We start from the raw sequence: 18002 nt of genomic DNA on the forward strand, positions 1-18002 counted from the left end.
CATGTCACCCGCGCCAGCGTCGGATGCCAAGCCAATTGTCCAATTGTCGAGGCGGACGACCCGCGACGCGCGGCAGGACGCCAATTGTCCGCGTCCCTGCGACCAACACTGTCGCTCCAAGCCTGACGTGAGGCCTGAACGTCACCCGCGCCAGCGCGGATCGCTTGACAACCAGAGCCAATTGTCCGCGTCGGGATGCCAAGCCAATTGTCCGTCAGGACAACGAGCCAATTGTCCGCGTCCCTGCGACCAACACTGTCGCTCCAAACCCGACGTGAGGCCAATTGTCACCCGCGCCAGCGCGGATCGTGTCTTGGACAACGAGCCAATTGTCGCGCCAGGACAACGAACGCCAATTGTCCGCGTCAGCGACCACACTGTCCGGATGTCGGGACGGCCGCGCCAATTGTCCGCGTGTCGCTTGGCCACGTCAAGCGCGGAGGCCAGAACGTCACCCGCCCAGCGCGGGATCGTGCCAATTGAGCCAATTGTCCGCGTCCGCCGCGCCAGATGCCGCGCCAGACCAACACTGTCCGCGTCCTGCGACCAACACTGTCGCTCCAAACCCGACGTGAGGCCCGAACGTCACCCGCGCCAGCGCGGATCGTGTCTTGGACAACGAGCCAATTGTCCGCGTCAGGATGCCAAGCCAATTGTCCGCGCCAGGACAACCGACCATTGTCCGTCCCTGCGTCCACGTCGCTCAAACCCGACGTGAGGCCAATTGTCCGCGCCAGCGCTCGTGTCTTGGACACCAACACTGTCGCTCCAAACCCGATGTGAGGCCCGAACGTCACCCGCGCCAGCGCGGGTCGTGTCTTGGACAACGAGCCAATTGTCCGCGTCGGGATGCCAAGCCAATTGTCCGCGCCAGGACGACCACTCCGGATGTCCGCGTCGGGACGGCCAAGCCAATTGTCCGCGTACCTGCGACCACCACTGTCGCTCCAAACCCGACGTGAGGCCCGAACGTCACCCGCGCCAGCGCGGGTCGTGTCTTGGACAACGAGCCAATTGTCCGCGTCGGGATGCCAAGCCAATTGTCCGCGCCAGGACGACCACTCCGGATGTCCGCGTCGGGACGGCCAAGCCAATTGTCCGCGTACCTGCGACCACCACTGTCGCTTTAAACCCGACGCCAGAGACCCGCGCCGCGCGGGACGCCAATTGTCCGCGGCAGGACGCCCGCGGCAGGACGCCAATTGTCCGCGTACCTGCGACCAACACTGTCGCTCCAAACCCGACCTGAGGCCAGAACGTCACCCGCGCCAGCGCGGATCGTGGCTTGGACAACGAGCCAATTGTCCGCGTCGGGATGCCAAGCCAATTGTCCGCGTCGGGATGCCAAGCCAATTGTCCGCGCCAGGACAACCGAGCCAATTGTCCGCGTACCTGCGACCAACACTGTCGCTCCAAACCCGACCTGAGGCCCGAACGTCACCCGCGCCAGCGCGGGTCGTGTCTTGGACAACGAGCCAATTGTCCGCGCCAGGATGCCAAGCCAATTGTCCGCGCCAGGACGACCACTCCGGATGTCCGCGTCGGGACGGCCAAGCCAATTGTCCGCGTACCTGCGACCACCACTGTCGCTTTAAACCCGACCTGAGGCCAGAACGTCACCCGCGCCAGCGCGGATCGTGGCTTGGACAACCGAGCCAATTGTCCGCGGCGGGACGCCCACGCCAGATGCCGCGGCGGGACGCCCACGCCAATTGTCCGCGTCCCTGCGACCAACACGGTCGCTCCAAGCCTGACGTGAGGCCTGAACGTCACCCGCGCCAGCGCGGATCGTGGCTTGGACAACGAGCCAATTGTCCGCGTCGGGATGCCAAGCCAATTGTCCGCGTCGGGACGGCCACGCCGGATGTCCGCGTCGGGATGCCAAGCCAACTGTCCGCGACGCTGGATGGCGCGGAACGTGCGTGTTTCAGCGCGGGGAGCGGTAGACGTCCCAGTCGGCGTCGTCGGGATCTCCGTCGGAGGAGAAGTACAGCGTGCAGGCGGTGGGATCGAGGGACGGCGTGCCGAGGGCGAAGTCCGTCTTGCCCAGCGACTGCTCGAGGGCCGTGCGCACGCTGGCGAGCTCCACGGCGTCCGCCAAGGGAAGCCCCGTCGCGGGATCCAGGTACGCGAAGTACAGGCTGCGCTTGCCGCCGTTGAGGGGCACGTTGCAGTTCGGCCCCACGCGCCGTGGTGAGCTGAACAGCAGCAGCGTGCCGTCCGGCGTGACCCAGGGCTCGAGATCTTCGTCGCTCGCGGCGCATCCGCCGGGAAGCGTCACAGCGACCTTTTGCGCCTGCCCGCCGGTGACGGCCCAGGTGTAGAGCCCCGGCTGGGCGCGATCGCTGCTCCAGAACAGCCGCGCGGGCGTGGCCTGGTGCGCGTAGGCCACGTGGTAGTCGTTGCCGCCGGCGTTGACCGGCGCCGCCAGCACGGATGGCGAGCCCGCGCCCTGGAACAGCGGCGTGGACATGATCTGTTGCTTGCCGTTGCGGTCACTGTCCATCAGCAGGAACAAGCTCGCGGCAGCGGTGCCGCTCACGGGCTCGACGGCACCTGCCGGCACGAGCAGCGGGCCGGACTCGTTCTCCCCCGGGTAGTTCACGAAGTTCCCCAGGTCCGTGACCAGGCTCGCGAAGTCCGCGCCCTGCTGCACACCGGTGAGGAAGTCCGTGTGGGTGGGCGAGGTCGGCGGGACGCCCTGGGTGAGCACGACGCGCGTGGAGGAGCCGTCCGCCGCCAACCGGGGGAAGCGTTGGTTCGTGCCGGAGCCGCTGTCCGACAAGCTCGTCACCTTGGTGACGTCGCCGAACACGAGCAGACTGACGTCGTAGCAAGAGACGCAGCTCTGCTTGCACGCGTGCCAGTACTCGCCCACGGCGCAGCCGGCATCCGGCGGCGGCGCGGTGCAGGCGGACGCGTCGTAACCGGGAGGCGCGTCGGCCTGGGCGTCCGCCGGCGCGCCGCCGCCGCCGTCGAGGGACGCATCCACGCCGGCGTCCCCGCGCTGCCCGCGACGCCGCCGGTGCCCGCGGTGCCGCCCGTACCCGCGCTGCCGCCGGTGCCCGCCGTGCCGGCCGTGCCCGCGCTGCCGCCGGTCCCCGAGCTTCCGCCCGTGGCGCCATTGCCGCCGCTGCCGGCGCCTCCGCCGAGCCCGCCCGTCGCGCCGCTGCCCGCGGCGCCCCGGCGGCGGGCCCCCGTGCCGCTGCCGTCCTGGGCGCACGCGCCGATGAGAGCGAGCGTCGTGCACGCGACGCAGCCGAAGAGAGTCGAAAAGCGCATGGGCGAAGTATCGACGAGAGCGTGATCCAGCTCAAGCGCGACGGTACGCCGCGGTGTTTCCGCGGCGTACCGACATCCCCATCAAGATCGGGGCAGGTCCGCGGGCGGGGTGCTCGGATTCAAGTACTTGTCGAGCTTCGCACCCAGGTAGTCCTTGGCCTTGCCCCGCCACAGCATGCCAGGGTCCTTGCCCTCGAAGCGCACCTTGCCGGGAGCGAGGATCACGCTGCCCTCCACCGTGACGACCATGTAGCGACCGGTGATGGTCGCCTTGTCCGGCCCCGACCAGCTCACCGTCATGCCGTGCTTGTTCGCAAAGTAGTCACCGAGCGCCTTCATGCGCTCCCGCGCGTCGTCGTCCGAAAAAGAATGGTCCCGTTCGATCACCATGCTGGCCATGCGCAGCGAATATCACCTTTACGGCGGCGCCTCCATGCATCACCTTGCCAGCATGCCGGAGCTGCTCACGGACCAGGAAGCCTGCAGGGCGCTGGAGCGTGCCCGCACCATCGCGGTGATCGGCGCGCATTTCGAGCGCAGCCGAGCAGCTTGCTACGTGCCGGAGTATCTGCACGAGCAGGGCTATCGCATCTTGCCGGTCAACCCGCGGCTGGTCGGACAAACGCTGTGGGGACAGCCCGTGGTCGCGAACATCACCCAGCTGACGGAGCCGGTGGATCTGGTGGACGTGTTCCGGCGCTCGGCGGACGTGTCCGGGCACGTGGACGAGATCCTCAGCCTGAGCCCGCTGCCCAAGACGGTGTGGTTCCAGCTCGGGATCGTGAACGACGCGGCGGCAGCGCGGCTCTCCGACGCCGGCATCGACGTGGTGCAGGACCGCTGCACCCTGGCGGATCATCGTCGCTTCGGCCTGCGCCCCATCGGCTGACTTGCAGCGGCGGCGGTGCGGTCGTACCTCGCTCGCCATGCGCGCTTCGTTCTGGCTCGGGACCGTGTTCGTGATCGTCGGCTGCGGGGGCAGCACACCCCCCGCCAAGGAGCCCGCCCCCACGAGCGGCGGCCCCGTGCGCATCGAGCACCCGGTCGCCAATCGCCAGGTGTTCGACGCCAGCGGACAGAGCGTCACCTGCTCGGCACCCCAGCCCAGCTGCCCGTCGGCGCCCGAAGCTCCGCGAGAGCTCAGCGATCACTGCAAGCTCGCCGGCTACTCCATGGTGCAGTGCGGATGCGACCTGTACTGCACCGGCAATGCCATGAAGGAGCGCATGCACTACGACGCCGAAGGCAACGCCAAGGCGTGCGCGCCGGAGCAAACGGACTGCACCCCGCCGGACACCAGCGCGGCGTTTCAAGACGCCTGCACGGAAGCCCACCACAAGTTCGTGGTGTGCGGCTGCGAATGGCTGTGCGACGGCCCGCCGAAGAAGTAGCTCAGCCCAGCTCGAATTCCTGAAGCTTGTAGTACAGGCTCCGCCGGCTGATGCCGAGCAGCCGCGCCGCCAAGTTGCGATTGCCCTTGGCGCTCTTGAGCGCTTTCTCGATGGCGCGACGCTCGGCCTTCTTCACCGCCGCGGCCAGGTCGATCACGCTGCTTTCCATGCTGATCTGTGGCCCGTAGCCGCTGGCCGCGGCAAAGCCCATGGTGCCCGCCTGGCGCTTCAGCTCCCGATTCACGTCCTGCGCGGAGATGCGCGGACCACTCGCCAACACCACCAAACGCTCGACGAAATTCTGCAGTTGCCGCACGTTGCCCGGCCACTGCTCCCGTTGCAGTAGCTCCAGCGCCTCCACGTCGAAGGCCACGCCGCTGCGACCGTTGGCGCGCGCGACGCTTTCACAGAAGCCGAGAGCGAGAGGCTCGATGTCGTCCGGTCGCGCCCTGAGCGGAGGCACCCACAGCGTGACCACGTTCAGCCGATAGAACAGGTCTTCTCGAAACTCGCCCTTACGAACCAGATCTTCCAGATCGCGATGCGTGGCGGTGACGAAGCGAACGTCGGCGCTGAGCGTTTCCGTGCCGCCCAGACGTTCGTACTGGCGATCTTGCAGCAAGCGCAGGAGCTTCACCTGAGTCGCTGGCGTGATGTCGCCGATCTCGTCGAGGAAGAGCGTGCCGCCCTCAGCCAGCTCCACGCGGCCGGGCTTGCGCGAAGTGGCCCCGGTGAAGGCGCCCTTCTCGTAGCCGAACAGCTCGCTTTCGAGGAGATTGTCCGGCAAGGCGGCGCAGTGCACCTTCACGAAGGGGCCCGTGCGCCGCGGGCTCTGCTGGTGGACGAGCCGTGCGACGAGCTCCTTGCCGCTGCCGCTCTCTCCCCGGACCAGCACCGTGGCCACGCCGGCGGCAGCCCGCTGCAGCGTTTCGAGCAGCTCCTTCAGGGCTGCCGAGCGCCCCACCATCTTGAGCTCCGGCGGCATCACCATGGATCGTGGCGGCTCGTCCTCCGAGAGCTCGCTGAGCTCGAGGGCCTTGCCGACGACGTACAGCACTTCTTCCCGGTCCAGCGGCTTGCGCAGGAAGTCCTGGGCACCGGCACGCACGGCCGCGACGCCGTCGGCGATGGCGTCCACCAGCACGAGCACGGGAAGATCCGCCGTGACGGCTCCGGCCCGCTCCACGAAGCGCGGCACGTCCCGCGCGCCGTCGACCACCACCACGTCGAACTCCCCTCGCCCGAGCTCGACGACGGCAGCGTCCACGTCGTTCACGCGGCGAGCGCCGATGCCCGAGTCCAAGAGCGGCCCCGAGAGCTCCCGCGCCACGCCCTCGTCTTCAGCAACGATCAGCAGCGTGGGCGTTCGGCGCATGGTCACCCCAATAGCACGCCCGGATCAGTTGACCGTACGGCACACGTTGTATTCCGGCAGAAAGCTGCTCGGAGCGCAGGTGAGCCCCGTCGGGCAAACCTGAGGGCTGCCGCCGCACACGATGCGGCCCCCTGCAGACTGCGCGCACTGGCCCGGGTTCCGGCACTCGAACACCGTGTAGTAGTTCCCGGTGCCCGCGAGCTGGCCGCAGCAAACCTGTCCGCTGCCGCAGTCCTCCGGACCGTCGCACTCCACGTTCACGCCGTAGCAGTTCTGATTCTGAGCGCGGCACACCGGGGTGTACGACTGCGTCTGGTTGCTCCACTCCTGACAGCAATAGGAGTTGGACTGATCGCAGTCCGAGCCGCCGCAGCCCACGCTGTTCGGAGTCGTGGTGTTGCACACCGTACCGTAGTCCGCGCAGCAGTCCCCGTTGTTCACGCAAATGCTGTCGCAGTAGCAGGCGGGGTTGCTGTTGGGCACGGGATCACTGCTGCCGCAGTGCCCGGTGCAGCCGATGGGCGGCTCACCGCCCGTACCGCCGACGCCCCCCGTCGCGCCGCTGCCTGCTACTCCACCCGTGGCGCCGGCGCCCGCCATGCCGCCCGTGGCGCCGCTGCCCGCCATGCCCCCCGTGGCGCCGCTGCCCGCCATGCCCCCCGTGGCGCCGGTGGCTCCGGTGCCGGCAGTCCCGGCCACCGCACCCGTGCCGCCGCTGCCGCCGGTCACGCCGCCGCCGCTACCGCCGGTCGCGCCACCGACGCCGGCGTCCGTGCCCGCGTTGCCCCCGCCGTTGAAGAGCGCTGCGTCGTCACTGCTGCCGCAGGCGGCGAAAACCAGGAGAAAAGGGACGGGAAAAGCCAGCCAAAGACGGGAAGCCATGCTCCGGAATCTAGCCTGGATCCCCCGGGCTGTCACACCGGCAGGATGCCGCGCTTCTTCGCCGGGCGCTCCACGCGCTTGTGCTCCGCGAGCTCGAGCCCCCAGGCGATGGCGCGGCGCGTGTCCCGGGGATCGATGACGTCGTCCACGTAGCCCCAGCCGGCGACCTTGTAGACGTCGATGTTCTTCTGGATCATCTCGACGATGCTCTTCCTCACTTCCGGATCCGGCTCCTTTCCGGCGAAGAGCTTCTTGCCCGCGATGCTGACCATGCCCTCGGCGCCCATCACGCTCACCTCTGCGGTGGGCCAGGCGACGATCAAGTCCGGCTCGTAGGCGCGGCCGCACATGACGTAGTAGCCCGCACCGTAGGCCTTGCGGACGATCACGGTGATCTTCGGCACCGTGGCGGCGCTCATGGCGTGCAGCATCTTGGCGCCGTGACGGATGATGCCTTCGTGCTCCACCTTGGAGCCGACCATGAACCCGGGCACGTCTTGCAGGAACACCAACGGTACGTTGAAGGCGTCGCAGATCTGGATGTGCTTCGCGGCCTTGTCCGCCGAGTCGTTCTCCAGCGCCCCGGCCATGTACTTCGGCTGATTCGCGACGATGCCCACGGGGCGCCCACCGATGCGCGCGAAACACGTGATCACGCTGCGCCCGAAGCGCGGCTTGATCTCCAAGATCTCTCCGTCGTCTACGATGGCCCGCACCAGACCGCTCATGTCCCAGGTCCGACGGGGATCGTCGGGAACCAAGTCCAAGAGCGACTCCTCCCGGCGCTCTACGGGGTCGCTCACGGGACGCCGCGGCGGCGCCTGTTCCGAGCTGGACGGCATGTACGACAGGTACTTCTTCACCAGCTCGATGCACTCGGCGTCGCTGTCCACTTCCGCGTCCCCCACTCCGCTGACCTCGCAGTGAATGGTGGAGCCGCCCAAGCGCTGCTCGTCGATCTCCTGACCGGTGACCGCCTTCACCAGCGGCGGGCCGCCGAGGGCCAGCGAGCTCTTGCCTCGCACCATGGGCACGAAGTCCGCGAGCCCCGGGATGTAGGCGGTGCCCGCCGCGCCCGGGCCGACCATGGCCGCCACCTGCGGTACCACGCCGCTCATCAGCACCTGCTCGCGAAACAAGTGTCCGCTGGCAGCGAAGGTGCTGATCACGTCGGGATGATGACCGCTCCCGGGGTCGATGCGCGCGCCCGCGGAGTCGATGAGCCACACCATGGGCCAGCGTCCACCGAGGGCCATGGCCCGGAGGCGCGTCACCTTCTCTTCGCCGGTCTGCCCGATGCTGCCGCCCTTCACCGTGAAGTCGTAGGCGGCGACGCACACCATGCGGCCATCCACCTTGCCGAAGGCGCACACCACGCCGTCTGCCGGAGTGTCGTCGCGCTCTCCCGCAGTGCCCATCTGCCGGCCGTGAAGACCGACCTCGAAGAACTCGCCGTCGTCGAACAGCAAGTCGAGACGCTCGCGGGCCGTGAGCTTTCCCCGCTCGTGTTGGCGCGCGATCTTGTCGGGGCCACCCATCTGGCGCACCCGCTCGCGGCGTGCCTCGAGCTCCGCCACGCGCTCCCGCATGCTCATTGTCAGTGTCCGGTCCAGCGCGGCGCGCGCTTCTCGAGGAACGCCGACAGTCCTTCCCGAGCGTCATCCGTGCCCAGACACTCGCCCAACCGCTGACTCAGCACGGGCAGCTTGGCGTCCAGGTCGAGGTCTTCCGTGTCCGCCAGCGCGCGAAGGCCCAAGCGCAGGGCACTGGGGCTCTTTTCCGCTATCTCCGCGGCCAGCTCGCCGACCGCGGCGTCCAGCTCGGCGGGTGCCACGGCGCGATTGACCAGCCCGCGTGCGGCGGCCTCTTCCGCCGTCAGGCGCTTGCCGAGCAACATCATCTCCACCAACGCGCGGCGCCCCATCACGCGCTCCAGCAGCGCCATGATCATGAACGGGAACAGACCGACGTTCACTTCCGGCGTGCCGAGCTTCGCTTCCGTCGACGCGATGGCGAAGGTGCAGGCGGCCACCACACCGAGGCCGCCACCCATGGCGTGGCCGTTCACCCGGGCGATGATGGGCTTTTCGCTGCGCCACAGCGCCAGGAGCAGGTCCTTGTAGTCGCCCTTCGGCGGCAGCGCTGCGTCGTCGTCCCCGCCGGTCATCTGCGAGAAATCCCCGCCGGCACAGAATGCCTTGCCGGCGCCGGTGATGACGACGCACTTCACGTCCGCGTCCGCCGTGGCGTCCGACAGCGCCCACAAGAGCTCGTTGACCATCACCGTGCCGATGGCGTTGCGCCGCTCGGGTCGGTTCAGCGTGAGGGTGGCCACCGGCCCCGCCGAGCCCACCGTGATCCAGCGATAGGCGCGCGCTTCCATCAGCCCGGCCCCAGGCTCAGGATCTTCCGCGCTTCGTCCACCGTGGCGGGCCTGCGGCCGATGTCCCGGCACAGCCGCACCGCGACCTCCACCATCTCGCCGTTGGACTGCGCCATCTCGCCGTTGGGCAAGTACAGGTGGTCCTCCAAGCCCGTACGGATGTTGCCGCCCAGCACCAGCGCCGTCGCGAGCATGCGCCAGTGGCCGTGGGAGATGCCGATCACCTCCCACTCGGAATCCGGGTGGGCGATCTTGGCCTGCAGCTGCAGGGACTCGACCAGCGGCGGGATGCCGCCGAGCACGTTGACGATGAACGAGTACTGCAGCGGCGGCACCAGGAGCCCCATGTCCACGAGCGGCCACACGCCGGCCGTGTGGCCGCTGTCGAAACACTCGAGCTCGGGCTTCACGCCGGACTCCTTCATGGCCGTGAGCAGCTTGATGATTTTCTCGTAGGTGTTGGAAAACACCATGTCGAACACGAATGACTTCCGGCTCTTGGAGTACTTCGAGTAGTTCATCGTGCCCATGTTCAGGGCGGCGATCTCCGGCTTGGACTCGCGCACGTAGGTGCACTGCTCCGAGACGTCGTCCGCGATGGTCCCGGTGGAGAAGTTCAAGATCACCGGGCAGCGCTTGCGCACCTCTTCCTTGATCTTCGCGAACACGGCCGGCGAAAACGTAGGGGATCCATCGTCGTTGCGCGCGTGGATGTGCACCGCCGCCGCGCCGGCGTCATAGGCACGCTTGGCCTCTTCGGCGATCTCCTCCGGCGTGTAGGGGATGCCAGCGCACTGCTTGCGGTTGGCGAGCACGCCCGTGAGGGCGCAGGTGACGACGCAGACATCGGGATCTCGATCGGACATGAATCCTCCTCACTCGCCCGCTTCGGGCAACTCTTCGGCGAGATCGCGTACGCGACGCGCCAGCAGGGTCAGAATGCGAGACAGCTCCTTGGCGTCGCCCTCGGAGAGCTCCGAGAGCACGCGACGAAAGATCTGTACGGGTTCCACGGAAATCTCGGACGCGAGCTTCTTGCCGGCGTCCGTGAGCACGATGTTCACCACGCGGCGGTCCGCGGCGGACCGCCGTCGCTTCACCAGGCCCTCGCGCTCCATGCGATCGATGATGCCGGTGACGGTGCTGTTGCGCGCTCGGATCTTCCAGGACAGCTCCGACAGGCTCAGCTTGCCCACGGGCTCGAGCATCTTGATGACCGCGAGCTGCGGACCCGTGAGGCCGTAGCGCCCGGCGAGCCCTTTCGTCACCCGACGCGACTCCGTGTACAGGTAGACGATGACCTCGACGATGGCGTCGAGATCCTCGCTGTCAGTGGCGACCTTGGGCACGACGAAAGCTCCGCACAGAAATGTTTCGTGTGCGAAGTATTACGACCCCGGGCGCGGGTCAAGGGCCGCGGTGGGTGGCACAGAGCTGGCTCAACCGCGGTGTTTCCGCGGCGCACCAACAACAAAACGCAAACCTGGCACACGCTGAGCCTGGCACATGGCTCACTTCTTCGGCTGCTTCTTGAGTGCTTCCAGCTCTTCCAGGTTGGCCTTGGCGCGGGGATCCGTGGGGTCCAGGGCGAGGGCCTTCTTGAAGGCGGCCTCGGCGGCGGCCACGTCCCCCTTCTGGGCGTGGGCGGTACCCAGGTTGATCCAAGCGGAGCCGAGGGTCTTGTCCTTCTGCAGCGCCAGCTCGTAGGTGGCGATGGCGCGATCCAGATCGCCGCTGCGCTGGTAGGCGTAGCCCAGATTGCTGAGGAAGGTCGCGCGATCCGGCGCCAGCTTCACCGCCTTCTGCAGATGCGGCAGCGCTTTGTCGGGCTGATTCTTGGCGAGCAGCGCAGTGCCCAGATCCCCGCGGGCGCGGGCGTCGTCGGGAGCCAAGGCGACGGCCTTCTCGTACACCTTGATGGCGTCGTCCACGCGCCCGCGCATCATGTAGGCGGTGCCGAGGTTGGTGAGCCGTGCAGGGTTCCGCGGATCGAGCTGAGCCGCTTCCTCGAAACGGGTGAGCGCCTTTTCCGCCTTGCCCGTGGCGAGCAGCGCCACGCCCAGGGCCGAATGCGCCTCCGGATCACTCGGCACCAGAGCGAGCCCGCGCTCGAGGGAGGCGAGTGCCTCCGGCGCGTTGCCCAAGATCAGCTGTACGCGGCCACGCTCCACGTGAGCGGGACCGTAGTCTGCGTCACTGTGCACGATCGCATCCAGGTCCCGAAGCAGCGCCTTGATCTTCGGGTTCTTCGGCGCCGCGGCGTAGTCCGTCGGGATCTGCGAAGACGCCAAGGCCACGCGCACCAGCCCCACCCGAGGCGCGGGATCCTTGGGCGCGAGCTTCTTTGCTTGCAAGAAGTGCTTCTTGGCCGCCGCCCAGTCGCCGAGCTCGAGGGCCTTGTCTCCCGCAAAAAGCGCCTTGTCCGCCGCGTCCTGGCTACCGCGGGCGAGACCGCCCGGCAGCGTGCCCGGCTTGGGCTTGGGCGGTGGTGGAGGTGGCGACGCTGCCGACGTGGTGGCGGCAGGAGGAGCCCCGCAGGGCGCGCCCGGTGCACACGCCGGCGCGGTGGCCAGCGGCTTCGGCGTCGGCGGCTCCGCCGCTTCCATGCCGGAGTAGAGCGCGGGCGGTGGAGGAGCGGTCGACGAGGGCGCTGCCGCCGGCGTGCTCGGCGCGCCGCCACACGCGGCGGACAAGAGCGCGCTCGCCAGCAGCAGCCGCTTCATGCCGCAGCGTCGTTCTTGACGGAGTGCTCGCTGCCGTCGAAGCGAATCAAGGTCGGCTTGCCGTCCATCTCCGTGGCCAGCACCACGGGACGCTTCCACACGCGCACCAGCGCCTTGAGCGTTTCCCGGGCATAGTCCATGCGCAGATCCACGCCGTGGTGGTCGTGCTTCAGCAGCAGCTCCCCGCGGTTTTCGTAGTTGGCGTCGTCCACCAAGATGTGTGGATTCCCGAAGTTCGTGAGCTGGCTCAAGAGCTTCTCTTTGACCGCCTGGAACTCGCGGGTGTCGATCTCGAAGCGCTCGTTCCGATTGGACCAGCCGTAGGTGAACATCTTGTTCTCGATGGCGAACTCCGGCGTGAGAAACTCGTCGATGAACGTCACGTCCGTATACAGCGCGCGCACCTCGAAAATCTTCTGCTTGCCCAACCCCAGGCGCAGATCCCAGTTCTTCTTCTCGTCCAGATCCTCGCACTCTTCCCACTCCCGCCCGAACTGCCCCTTGTCCCAGCGCTCCTCGATGTGGCGGTAGAGCTCCACGCCCAGCTTGTAGGGGTTCAAGCGGCCACCGCTGGTGGCCATCACCCCGGCGTTGTTCTCCGCGTAGTCGATGATGTCGTTCGCGTCCGCCACCCGCTCGGTCATCAGCTTGGAGTGCCAGTACGAGGCCCAGCCCTCGTTCATGATCTTGGTCTGCATCTGAGGCACGAAGTAGTACGCCTCTTCTCGAATCACTCCGAGGATCACCCGCTCCCAGCGCTCGAGGGGTGCGTTCTCCAACAGGAACAAGAGCACGTCCTTGGTGGTCTCGGCAGGGAACTTGGTCCGCTGCTTCTGCCGCTCCTCCACCATCTTCTTCTTCTGCTCTTCGATGTACTCCTCGGGGTTGATGAAGTCGTCCATGTAGTCCTTCGCGCGCAGGCGCGGGACCTCTACCTCGCTCGGCTCTTCCGAAAGCTCGACCCGACGGTTGCGGACGACGAAGCGCGAATACGGATCGATGAGATTCTCCAGGGAGAGGCAGTTGTCGATGAACTCCTCCACCTTGGAGATGCCGTGGCGGTCCACGATGCGCCGCACGGCCGAGCCGTGGTTCGCCATCTTGTCGATCCACTTGCGGTTCGGCCCGTACTCCCCACTGGCGCGCTTCTGTGGGTCCACCACGTGGCCGCTGGAGTCCAGATCCGTGGCGCGAAACGCGAAGTTGTTCTTGAAGAAGTCCACGTGCCCGTACACGTGGCACATGACCAGCTTCTGATCCGTAAAGCTGTTGCCCTCCAGCAGGTAGGCGAAGGACGGATTGTTGTTGATGACCATCTCGTAAATCTTCGAGAGGCCGTACTCGTAGCTCTTGCTCAGGCGCTCGTACTCCATGCCGTAGCGCCAGTGCGGGTAGCGATTGGGAAAACCGCCGTACGCCGCGATCTCGTTCATCTGGTCGTAGGTCAGCATCTCGAACACGGTCGGAAAGAAATCCAGGCCGTACTCGCGCGCGATGTTCTCTACGCGGTCCTGCTCCACGCGCAGGTAGCGGGGGAGCGTGGTCTTGGTGGCGAACTGCGGCATTACTTACCCTTGCCCAGGAAGTCCTTGATGCTGCTGACGATGGCGTCCCGGTCGCGGATCTCGCTGGTGATCACGCGCTCGTCCCCACCAAAGTGCTCGCGCAAATCTTTGACGAACTGCCCGGAGCCGTAGGGGCTCTCCACCTGGCCGTAGGCGAACATGTTCACCTTGGGCAGCATGTCGGTCTTGAGCAGCTCGATGCAGGTGAGCGTGTCGTCCATGCTCCAGTTGTCGCCATCGGAGAAGTGGAACGGATAGATGTTCCACTCGCTGGCCGGATAGTGCTGGTCGATGAGCTGGGCGCACAGCTTGTAGGCGCTGGAAATCATGGTGCCGCCGGACTCCCGGGTCCGGAAGAACGTGTCCTTGTCCACCTCCCGTGCCACGGCGTCGTGAATGATGTAGCGGCTCTCGAGCCCCTTGTATTGGCGTTGCAGCCAGGTATCGATCCAGAAGCTCTCGATGCGCACGATCTCCTTCTGCTCGTCCCCCATGGAGCCGGATACGTCCATCATGTAGATGATGACGGCGTTGGCGACCGGCTCCTGATCTTCCTTCCAGGAGCGATAACGCCGGTCCTCGGGATGGGGCACCACGATGGGCCGCCCCGCATCGTAGATGCCGCTGGCGATGGAACGCTTCAGCGCCTCGCGATAGGTGCGGCGGAAGTGGCGCAAGGATTCGGGGCCCACGCGGCGGATGCCGGTGTAGCGATCCTTCGCGGAGATGATCCGGCTCTTGCCCTTGTTCTCGATGTCCGGCAGCTCCAGCTCTTCCCCCAAAATGTCCGCCAGCTCGTCGAGGGTGACGTCCACCTCCAGTACGTGGTCGCCGGCGTCCTTGCCCGCCTGGCCCGCGCCGTCCTGATCTCCTTCTTGTCCACCCACCGGATCCCCGGGCTCGCCATCGCCCTGCCCCACGCCCCCCTGCTGCTTCTCTCCGAACACGAAGCGGGGGATGTCGATCTGGGGCACGGGAATGCTCACCAGGTCCTTGCCCTTGCGGCCGATCATCTCTCCCTGGGAGATGTAGCCGCGCAAATTCTGGCGGATCTTCCCACGCACGATGTTGCGGAACCGGGAATGGTCCTGATCGATCTTCAGCGACATTCGACCGTAGTCTCGCACATGTTCCGGGCAAGGGGGAGCGGCGCTCCTGCCGGGAAAAAGCCGGTCGACCGTGGTGCCCCGAGCTGTTAGAGGGGCCGTCGTGACAATCGGAAAGCGCTTTTTGTCATTCCGCTGCACCGGCTGCGGCAACTGCTGCCGGGAGCCGCTCTTGCCCCTGACGGACAGCGACCTCCGCCGCATCGTCAAGCACACCGGCGACAAGCCCGAGAGCGTCGTACGTTGGGTCGACAAGGACGCCATCGATCTCGACGACGAGCCCGAGAGCTTCGTGCACCTGCGCCAGGGCCGCCGGGTGATGGTGCTCGCGCACACCCGCTACGGCTGCCGCTACCTGGGTGCGGACGACCGTTGCACCATCTACACGGCACGGCCCCTCGGCTGCCGCGTGTTCCCCTTCGATCCCACCTTCGGCAAGGACGGCAAGCTCCGCCGGCTGAAGCTCATCCCGGCCGCGGAGTGCGAATACGAGCTCGACGGCGACAACGACCCCGAGCGCATTCGCAAGCTTCAGACGCGCTTGGATCGCTCGACCGACGCCTATCACCGTCGCATCGCCAAGTGGAATCGCCTCCAGGCCCAGCGCCGCCGCGACGGGCAGCCCGCCGAGACGTCGGCCCGCTTCCTCGCCTACCTCGGCTTCTGACGTCTTCCTTGTCGGTCCGGCGCGAATCCCGGCCCGGCACGCGTTTTCCTCGTCACGCGCGGGGCGCTCACGCGTTGTCCTTCTCGAGCACCGGGTACGGCGCCCGGAGGCGAACGGGAGACGACGACGATGATGAGCTTCATGCGCGAGGGCGGGGTCGGGATGTGGTTCGTGCTGGCGCTGGGCCTGCTGTCGCTGGCCGCGGCGGTGCGCTTCGCCATGGCGCCGGACGAGAAGAGGGTCGCGACGGTGCGGTCCCTGACCTGGGCCACGCTGTTCAACACCGTGGGCGCCATCATTGCCGGGTTCGCCGCCGTGGGCTCCCACGTCCCGGCCAACGCCGAGTGGGCCATGAGCCCCAAGATCCACCTGATCGTGATGGTGGGCATCAGCGAAGCGCTGGCCAACGGCATCCTCGGCTTCGCGCTCTTGTCGCTGACCTGGCTGGTGATGGCCGTTGGTCACCGTCGCCTCGCGGCGCTGGGCTGAGTACCATCAGCGAGACGATCGATGGCGAACGACGCGGCAATATTGCTTCGCCCGATGGCGGAGGCGCACGACGAAGATCTCGTCGCGCGCCTCCGGGTCGGCGATGCCCGCGCCTTCGACGAGACCTTCGCGCGGTTCCGTAGCCCGCTGTTCGGTTTCATCTCGAGGATGGTTCGCCGTCGCGACGTGGCGGAAGACCTGCTCCAGGAAACGTTCCTGCGGCTCGCGCGCCACGCCGCGGGCCTGGAGCCGAACACGCGGCTCGGAGCGTGGCTCTTCACGGTGGCCAAGAACCTCGTCCACGGCTACCGCCGCTGGTCGCTCCTCGACGTGGAGCGCCTGCTCGAGCTCGGCTGGCAGCCGAAGCCCGCGTCCACCTCCCCTTACGATCACGCCTTGGCGTCGGAACGCAGCGCGCGCCTCGAGCTGGCCCTCTCCGCGCTGCCGGGCAAGTACCGCGAGGCGTTGCTTCTCGTTGCCGAGCGTTGCCTCGAGCCCGGAGACGCGGCGGCAATCCTGGGGCTCAGCCCCGAAGCTTTTCGCAAGCGTCTCTCCCGCGCCCGCGCCATGCTCCAAGAGCGCGTGGCTCGCCTCGAAAAGGACCCCTCGCGATGACCGACGACCCGATGGACCTGTCGTCCCTTCCCACGCACGACGTCGACGATGCGACCGCCGAGCGCATGCGCCGCCGCGCCCAAGCGACCCTCGCCCGACAGCGCGACCTCGCCGATCGCCCTGCCCTCGCCGCCTTCTCGCGCTTCTACTCCGCGCGCCTCGAGCCCGCCCTCGTGATCACGGCGTCCGTGCTGTACCTGTCCTGGGCCGTCTCTCGGACGCTCCAGGTTTTTCACTGAGGTTTCCGCGGCGCACCGACAAAATCAGGGTGGGCACTTGGGCGCGCAGTACATCTTGGCCGGATACAGGATGGGCAGCACGCAGGCGGTGTCGGCGTTGGTGCACTCCCAAGGCTCCGCGACGAACTGCGCCGGCGTGCAGCTGCTGCCGATGCAGGCCTCTCCGGGCGCGCACAGCTTGCCGCAGGTGCCGCAGTTGGCGGCGTCCGTGCTGGCATCCGTGCAGGTGGCGCCGATGGTCGAGGTGGACGCACACGTTGCCGCGCCCGCGCACGACGTCGCCGGTACGCATGTTCCAGCGATACACGTCTGGAGGGCACCACACGTCGTCTGGCAATTGCCGCAGTGCGCGGGATCCGTGTCCAGGTTCACGCACTTGCCTTCGCACTGCAACAGACCCGCAGCGCAGTTGGGCGTGGCGCACGACTTGGAAGAACAAATCTGGCCGTGGTTGCAGGCATTGTTGCAGCTGCCACAGAACTGCGGATCGTTGTTCTGGTTCACGCAGGCGGCGCCACCCGATACGCTGCAGCTGGTCCGCGCGCCCGCGCAGCCGCACTGGCCGCCGTTGCAGACCTCGCCGACAGCACCCTGCGGCGGCGTGGCGCAGGAAACGCCGCAGGCGCTACAGTTCTGCACGTCGTTGTTGGTGTCCGCCTCACAGCCGTTCTCGCCGACCCCGTCGCAGTCTTCGTAGGGCGCCTTGCACTGGAACCCACAGTTGCCGGCCTGGCACGTCGCGGTGGAGCTGGGCGGCGCTTCACAGGCCTTGCCGCAACCGCCGCAGTGCTGCGGGTCCGATGCCGTGTCGGTGCACGTACCGTTGCAGTCCGTCTCGCCACCGCCGCAGCTGTCAGCGCACTGCCCGTTGCTGCACACCTTGTCGCACTTGGTGTTGCAGTCGCCACAGGTCTCGGGCCGGCGCAGGTCGGTCTCGCAGCCTGGCTCGCTGCTGCAGTCGCCCCAGTTCGCGTCGCACTTGGCCACCGTGCACGCGCCGCCCTGACAGGCAGAGAGAGCGTGCTGGAGCGCGCACGGATTGCAACCGTCCACGTCGCAGCCGAAGGCGGGATCCGCCTGCTTGACGCACTTGCCGGCGCAGAACTTCTCGTCGCTCGCGCAGTCCCCTCCGCTGCCCCCACCGGCCCCCGTGCCTCCGTCCTGTCCGGCAGCGCCGCCAGCGGCGGAGGCATCGAAGGGCTCGCCTCCACACGCCGAAACGACGACGACGGGCAGCGCCAAGAACGCAAGAAAGCGCGCCACACCCATGGTTACGAGCGTAGCA

Annotated in this window: 18 protein-coding genes; 6 read left to right on the forward strand and 12 right to left on the reverse strand. The window is 67.4% G+C overall.

Annotated features, from left to right (window positions below):
* Nucleotides 1-1927: 1927 nt before the first annotated feature.
* The gene (locus tag H6717_13405) at nucleotides 1928-2992 is read right to left on the reverse strand and encodes a hypothetical protein (GenBank protein MCB9578014.1); all 1065 of its coding nucleotides are present in this window, start codon (nucleotides 2990-2992) and stop codon (nucleotides 1928-1930) included.
* A gap of 371 nt (nucleotides 2993-3363) precedes the next feature.
* On the reverse strand, nucleotides 3364-3681 hold the full coding sequence (locus tag H6717_13410; protein ID MCB9578015.1) for a polyhydroxyalkanoic acid system family protein: 318 nt from the start codon (nucleotides 3679-3681) through the stop codon (nucleotides 3364-3366).
* 52 nt (nucleotides 3682-3733) lie between these two features.
* Between H6717_13410 and H6717_13415 the strand changes: the two genes are divergently transcribed.
* Both H6717_13415 and H6717_13420 read left to right on the forward strand, forming a co-directional pair.
* Complete coding sequence (locus tag H6717_13415; protein ID MCB9578016.1) at nucleotides 3734-4171, forward strand: CoA-binding protein; 438 nt, start codon at nucleotides 3734-3736, stop codon at nucleotides 4169-4171.
* Between the two features lie 37 nt (nucleotides 4172-4208).
* The gene (locus tag H6717_13420) at nucleotides 4209-4673 is read left to right on the forward strand and encodes a hypothetical protein (GenBank protein ID MCB9578017.1); all 465 of its coding nucleotides are present in this window, start codon (nucleotides 4209-4211) and stop codon (nucleotides 4671-4673) included.
* Between the two features lies 1 nt (nucleotide 4674).
* Here H6717_13420 and H6717_13425 read toward each other — a convergent pair whose 3' ends face one another.
* The 9 genes from H6717_13425 to H6717_13465 all read right to left on the reverse strand — a co-directional run bounded on the left by H6717_13425 (nucleotide 4675) and on the right by H6717_13465 (nucleotide 14710).
* The gene (locus H6717_13425; protein MCB9578018.1) at nucleotides 4675-6048 is read right to left on the reverse strand and encodes a sigma-54-dependent Fis family transcriptional regulator; all 1374 of its coding nucleotides are present in this window, start codon (nucleotides 6046-6048) and stop codon (nucleotides 4675-4677) included.
* Nucleotides 6049-6072: 24 nt separating this feature from the next.
* Nucleotides 6073-6930, reverse strand: a complete 858-nt coding sequence (locus H6717_13430; protein ID MCB9578019.1) for a hypothetical protein — start codon at nucleotides 6928-6930, stop codon at nucleotides 6073-6075.
* A gap of 32 nt (nucleotides 6931-6962) precedes the next feature.
* Nucleotides 6963-8525, reverse strand: coding sequence for an acyl-CoA carboxylase subunit beta (locus tag H6717_13435; protein MCB9578020.1), 1563 nt, complete (start codon nucleotides 8523-8525; stop codon nucleotides 6963-6965).
* A gap of 2 nt (nucleotides 8526-8527) precedes the next feature.
* Nucleotides 8528-9313, reverse strand: a complete 786-nt coding sequence (locus tag H6717_13440; GenBank protein MCB9578021.1) for an enoyl-CoA hydratase/isomerase family protein — start codon at nucleotides 9311-9313, stop codon at nucleotides 8528-8530.
* Nucleotides 9313-10179, reverse strand: a complete 867-nt coding sequence (locus H6717_13445) for a 3-keto-5-aminohexanoate cleavage protein (protein MCB9578022.1) — start codon at nucleotides 10177-10179, stop codon at nucleotides 9313-9315. Before H6717_13445 ends, H6717_13440 begins: the two co-directional genes overlap by 1 nt.
* Before the next feature lie 9 nt (nucleotides 10180-10188).
* Entirely contained in the window at nucleotides 10189-10662 is a 474-nt protein-coding gene (locus tag H6717_13450; GenBank protein MCB9578023.1) for a MarR family transcriptional regulator, read from the reverse strand.
* A gap of 162 nt (nucleotides 10663-10824) precedes the next feature.
* Nucleotides 10825-12036, reverse strand: coding sequence for a tetratricopeptide repeat protein (locus H6717_13455; GenBank protein ID MCB9578024.1), 1212 nt, complete (start codon nucleotides 12034-12036; stop codon nucleotides 10825-10827).
* Nucleotides 12033-13601, reverse strand: a complete 1569-nt coding sequence (locus H6717_13460) for a SpoVR family protein (protein MCB9578025.1) — start codon at nucleotides 13599-13601, stop codon at nucleotides 12033-12035. Before H6717_13460 ends, H6717_13455 begins: the two co-directional genes overlap by 4 nt.
* Entirely contained in the window at nucleotides 13601-14710 is a 1110-nt protein-coding gene (locus tag H6717_13465) for a DUF444 family protein (GenBank protein ID MCB9578026.1), read from the reverse strand. The genes H6717_13460 and H6717_13465 overlap by 1 nt, the downstream gene beginning before the upstream one ends.
* Nucleotides 14711-14810: 100 nt before the next feature.
* Here H6717_13465 and H6717_13470 point away from each other — a divergent pair, with 100 nt between their 5' ends.
* The 4 genes from H6717_13470 to H6717_13485 all read left to right on the forward strand — a co-directional run bounded on the left by H6717_13470 (nucleotide 14811) and on the right by H6717_13485 (nucleotide 16717).
* Nucleotides 14811-15374 (forward strand): YkgJ family cysteine cluster protein, encoded by a 564-nt coding sequence (locus H6717_13470; protein MCB9578027.1) that lies wholly within the window; start codon nucleotides 14811-14813, stop codon nucleotides 15372-15374.
* Between the two features lie 141 nt (nucleotides 15375-15515).
* Nucleotides 15516-15863, forward strand: coding sequence for a hypothetical protein (locus tag H6717_13475; GenBank protein MCB9578028.1), 348 nt, complete (start codon nucleotides 15516-15518; stop codon nucleotides 15861-15863).
* A gap of 54 nt (nucleotides 15864-15917) precedes the next feature.
* Nucleotides 15918-16478, forward strand: coding sequence for an RNA polymerase sigma factor (locus H6717_13480; protein MCB9578029.1), 561 nt, complete (start codon nucleotides 15918-15920; stop codon nucleotides 16476-16478).
* A complete protein-coding gene (locus H6717_13485; protein MCB9578030.1) occupies nucleotides 16475-16717 on the forward strand; it encodes a hypothetical protein in 243 nt (80 codons plus the stop codon). The genes H6717_13480 and H6717_13485 overlap by 4 nt, the downstream gene beginning before the upstream one ends.
* A 24-nt stretch (nucleotides 16718-16741) precedes the next feature.
* Here H6717_13485 and H6717_13490 read toward each other — a convergent pair whose 3' ends face one another.
* On the reverse strand, nucleotides 16742-17986 hold the full coding sequence (locus H6717_13490) for a hypothetical protein (GenBank protein MCB9578031.1): 1245 nt from the start codon (nucleotides 17984-17986) through the stop codon (nucleotides 16742-16744).
* Nucleotides 17987-18002 lie beyond the last annotated feature (16 nt).

It is taken from the genome of Polyangiaceae bacterium (assembly GCA_020633235.1).
Taxonomy (GTDB): Bacteria; Myxococcota_A; Polyangia; order Polyangiales; family Polyangiaceae; genus JACKEA01.

Excerpts from the sequence above, each read along its gene's own strand:
- H6717_13410 (MCB9578015.1), bottom strand. The coding sequence starts at position 3,681 with ATGGCCAGCATGGTGATCGAACGGGACCATTCTTTTTCGGACGACGAC.
- H6717_13415 (MCB9578016.1), top strand. The coding sequence starts at position 3,734 with ATGCCGGAGCTGCTCACGGACCAGGAAGCCTGCAGGGCGCTGGAGCGT.
- H6717_13420 (MCB9578017.1), top strand. The coding sequence starts at position 4,209 with ATGCGCGCTTCGTTCTGGCTCGGGACCGTGTTCGTGATCGTCGGCTGC.
- H6717_13425 (MCB9578018.1), bottom strand. The coding sequence starts at position 6,048 with ATGCGCCGAACGCCCACGCTGCTGATCGTTGCTGAAGACGAGGGCGTG.
- H6717_13430 (MCB9578019.1), bottom strand. The coding sequence starts at position 6,930 with ATGGCTTCCCGTCTTTGGCTGGCTTTTCCCGTCCCTTTTCTCCTGGTT.
- H6717_13435 (MCB9578020.1), bottom strand. The coding sequence starts at position 8,525 with ATGAGCATGCGGGAGCGCGTGGCGGAGCTCGAGGCACGCCGCGAGCGG.
- H6717_13440 (MCB9578021.1), bottom strand. The coding sequence starts at position 9,313 with ATGGAAGCGCGCGCCTATCGCTGGATCACGGTGGGCTCGGCGGGGCCG.
- H6717_13445 (MCB9578022.1), bottom strand. The coding sequence starts at position 10,179 with ATGTCCGATCGAGATCCCGATGTCTGCGTCGTCACCTGCGCCCTCACG.
- H6717_13455 (MCB9578024.1), bottom strand. The coding sequence starts at position 12,036 with ATGAAGCGGCTGCTGCTGGCGAGCGCGCTCTTGTCCGCCGCGTGTGGC.
- H6717_13460 (MCB9578025.1), bottom strand. The coding sequence starts at position 13,601 with ATGCCGCAGTTCGCCACCAAGACCACGCTCCCCCGCTACCTGCGCGTG.
- H6717_13465 (MCB9578026.1), bottom strand. The coding sequence starts at position 14,710 with ATGTCGCTGAAGATCGATCAGGACCATTCCCGGTTCCGCAACATCGTG.
- H6717_13475 (MCB9578028.1), top strand. The coding sequence starts at position 15,516 with ATGCGCGAGGGCGGGGTCGGGATGTGGTTCGTGCTGGCGCTGGGCCTG.
- H6717_13480 (MCB9578029.1), top strand. The coding sequence starts at position 15,918 with ATGGCGGAGGCGCACGACGAAGATCTCGTCGCGCGCCTCCGGGTCGGC.
- H6717_13485 (MCB9578030.1), top strand. The coding sequence starts at position 16,475 with ATGACCGACGACCCGATGGACCTGTCGTCCCTTCCCACGCACGACGTC.
- H6717_13490 (MCB9578031.1), bottom strand. The coding sequence starts at position 17,986 with ATGGGTGTGGCGCGCTTTCTTGCGTTCTTGGCGCTGCCCGTCGTCGTC.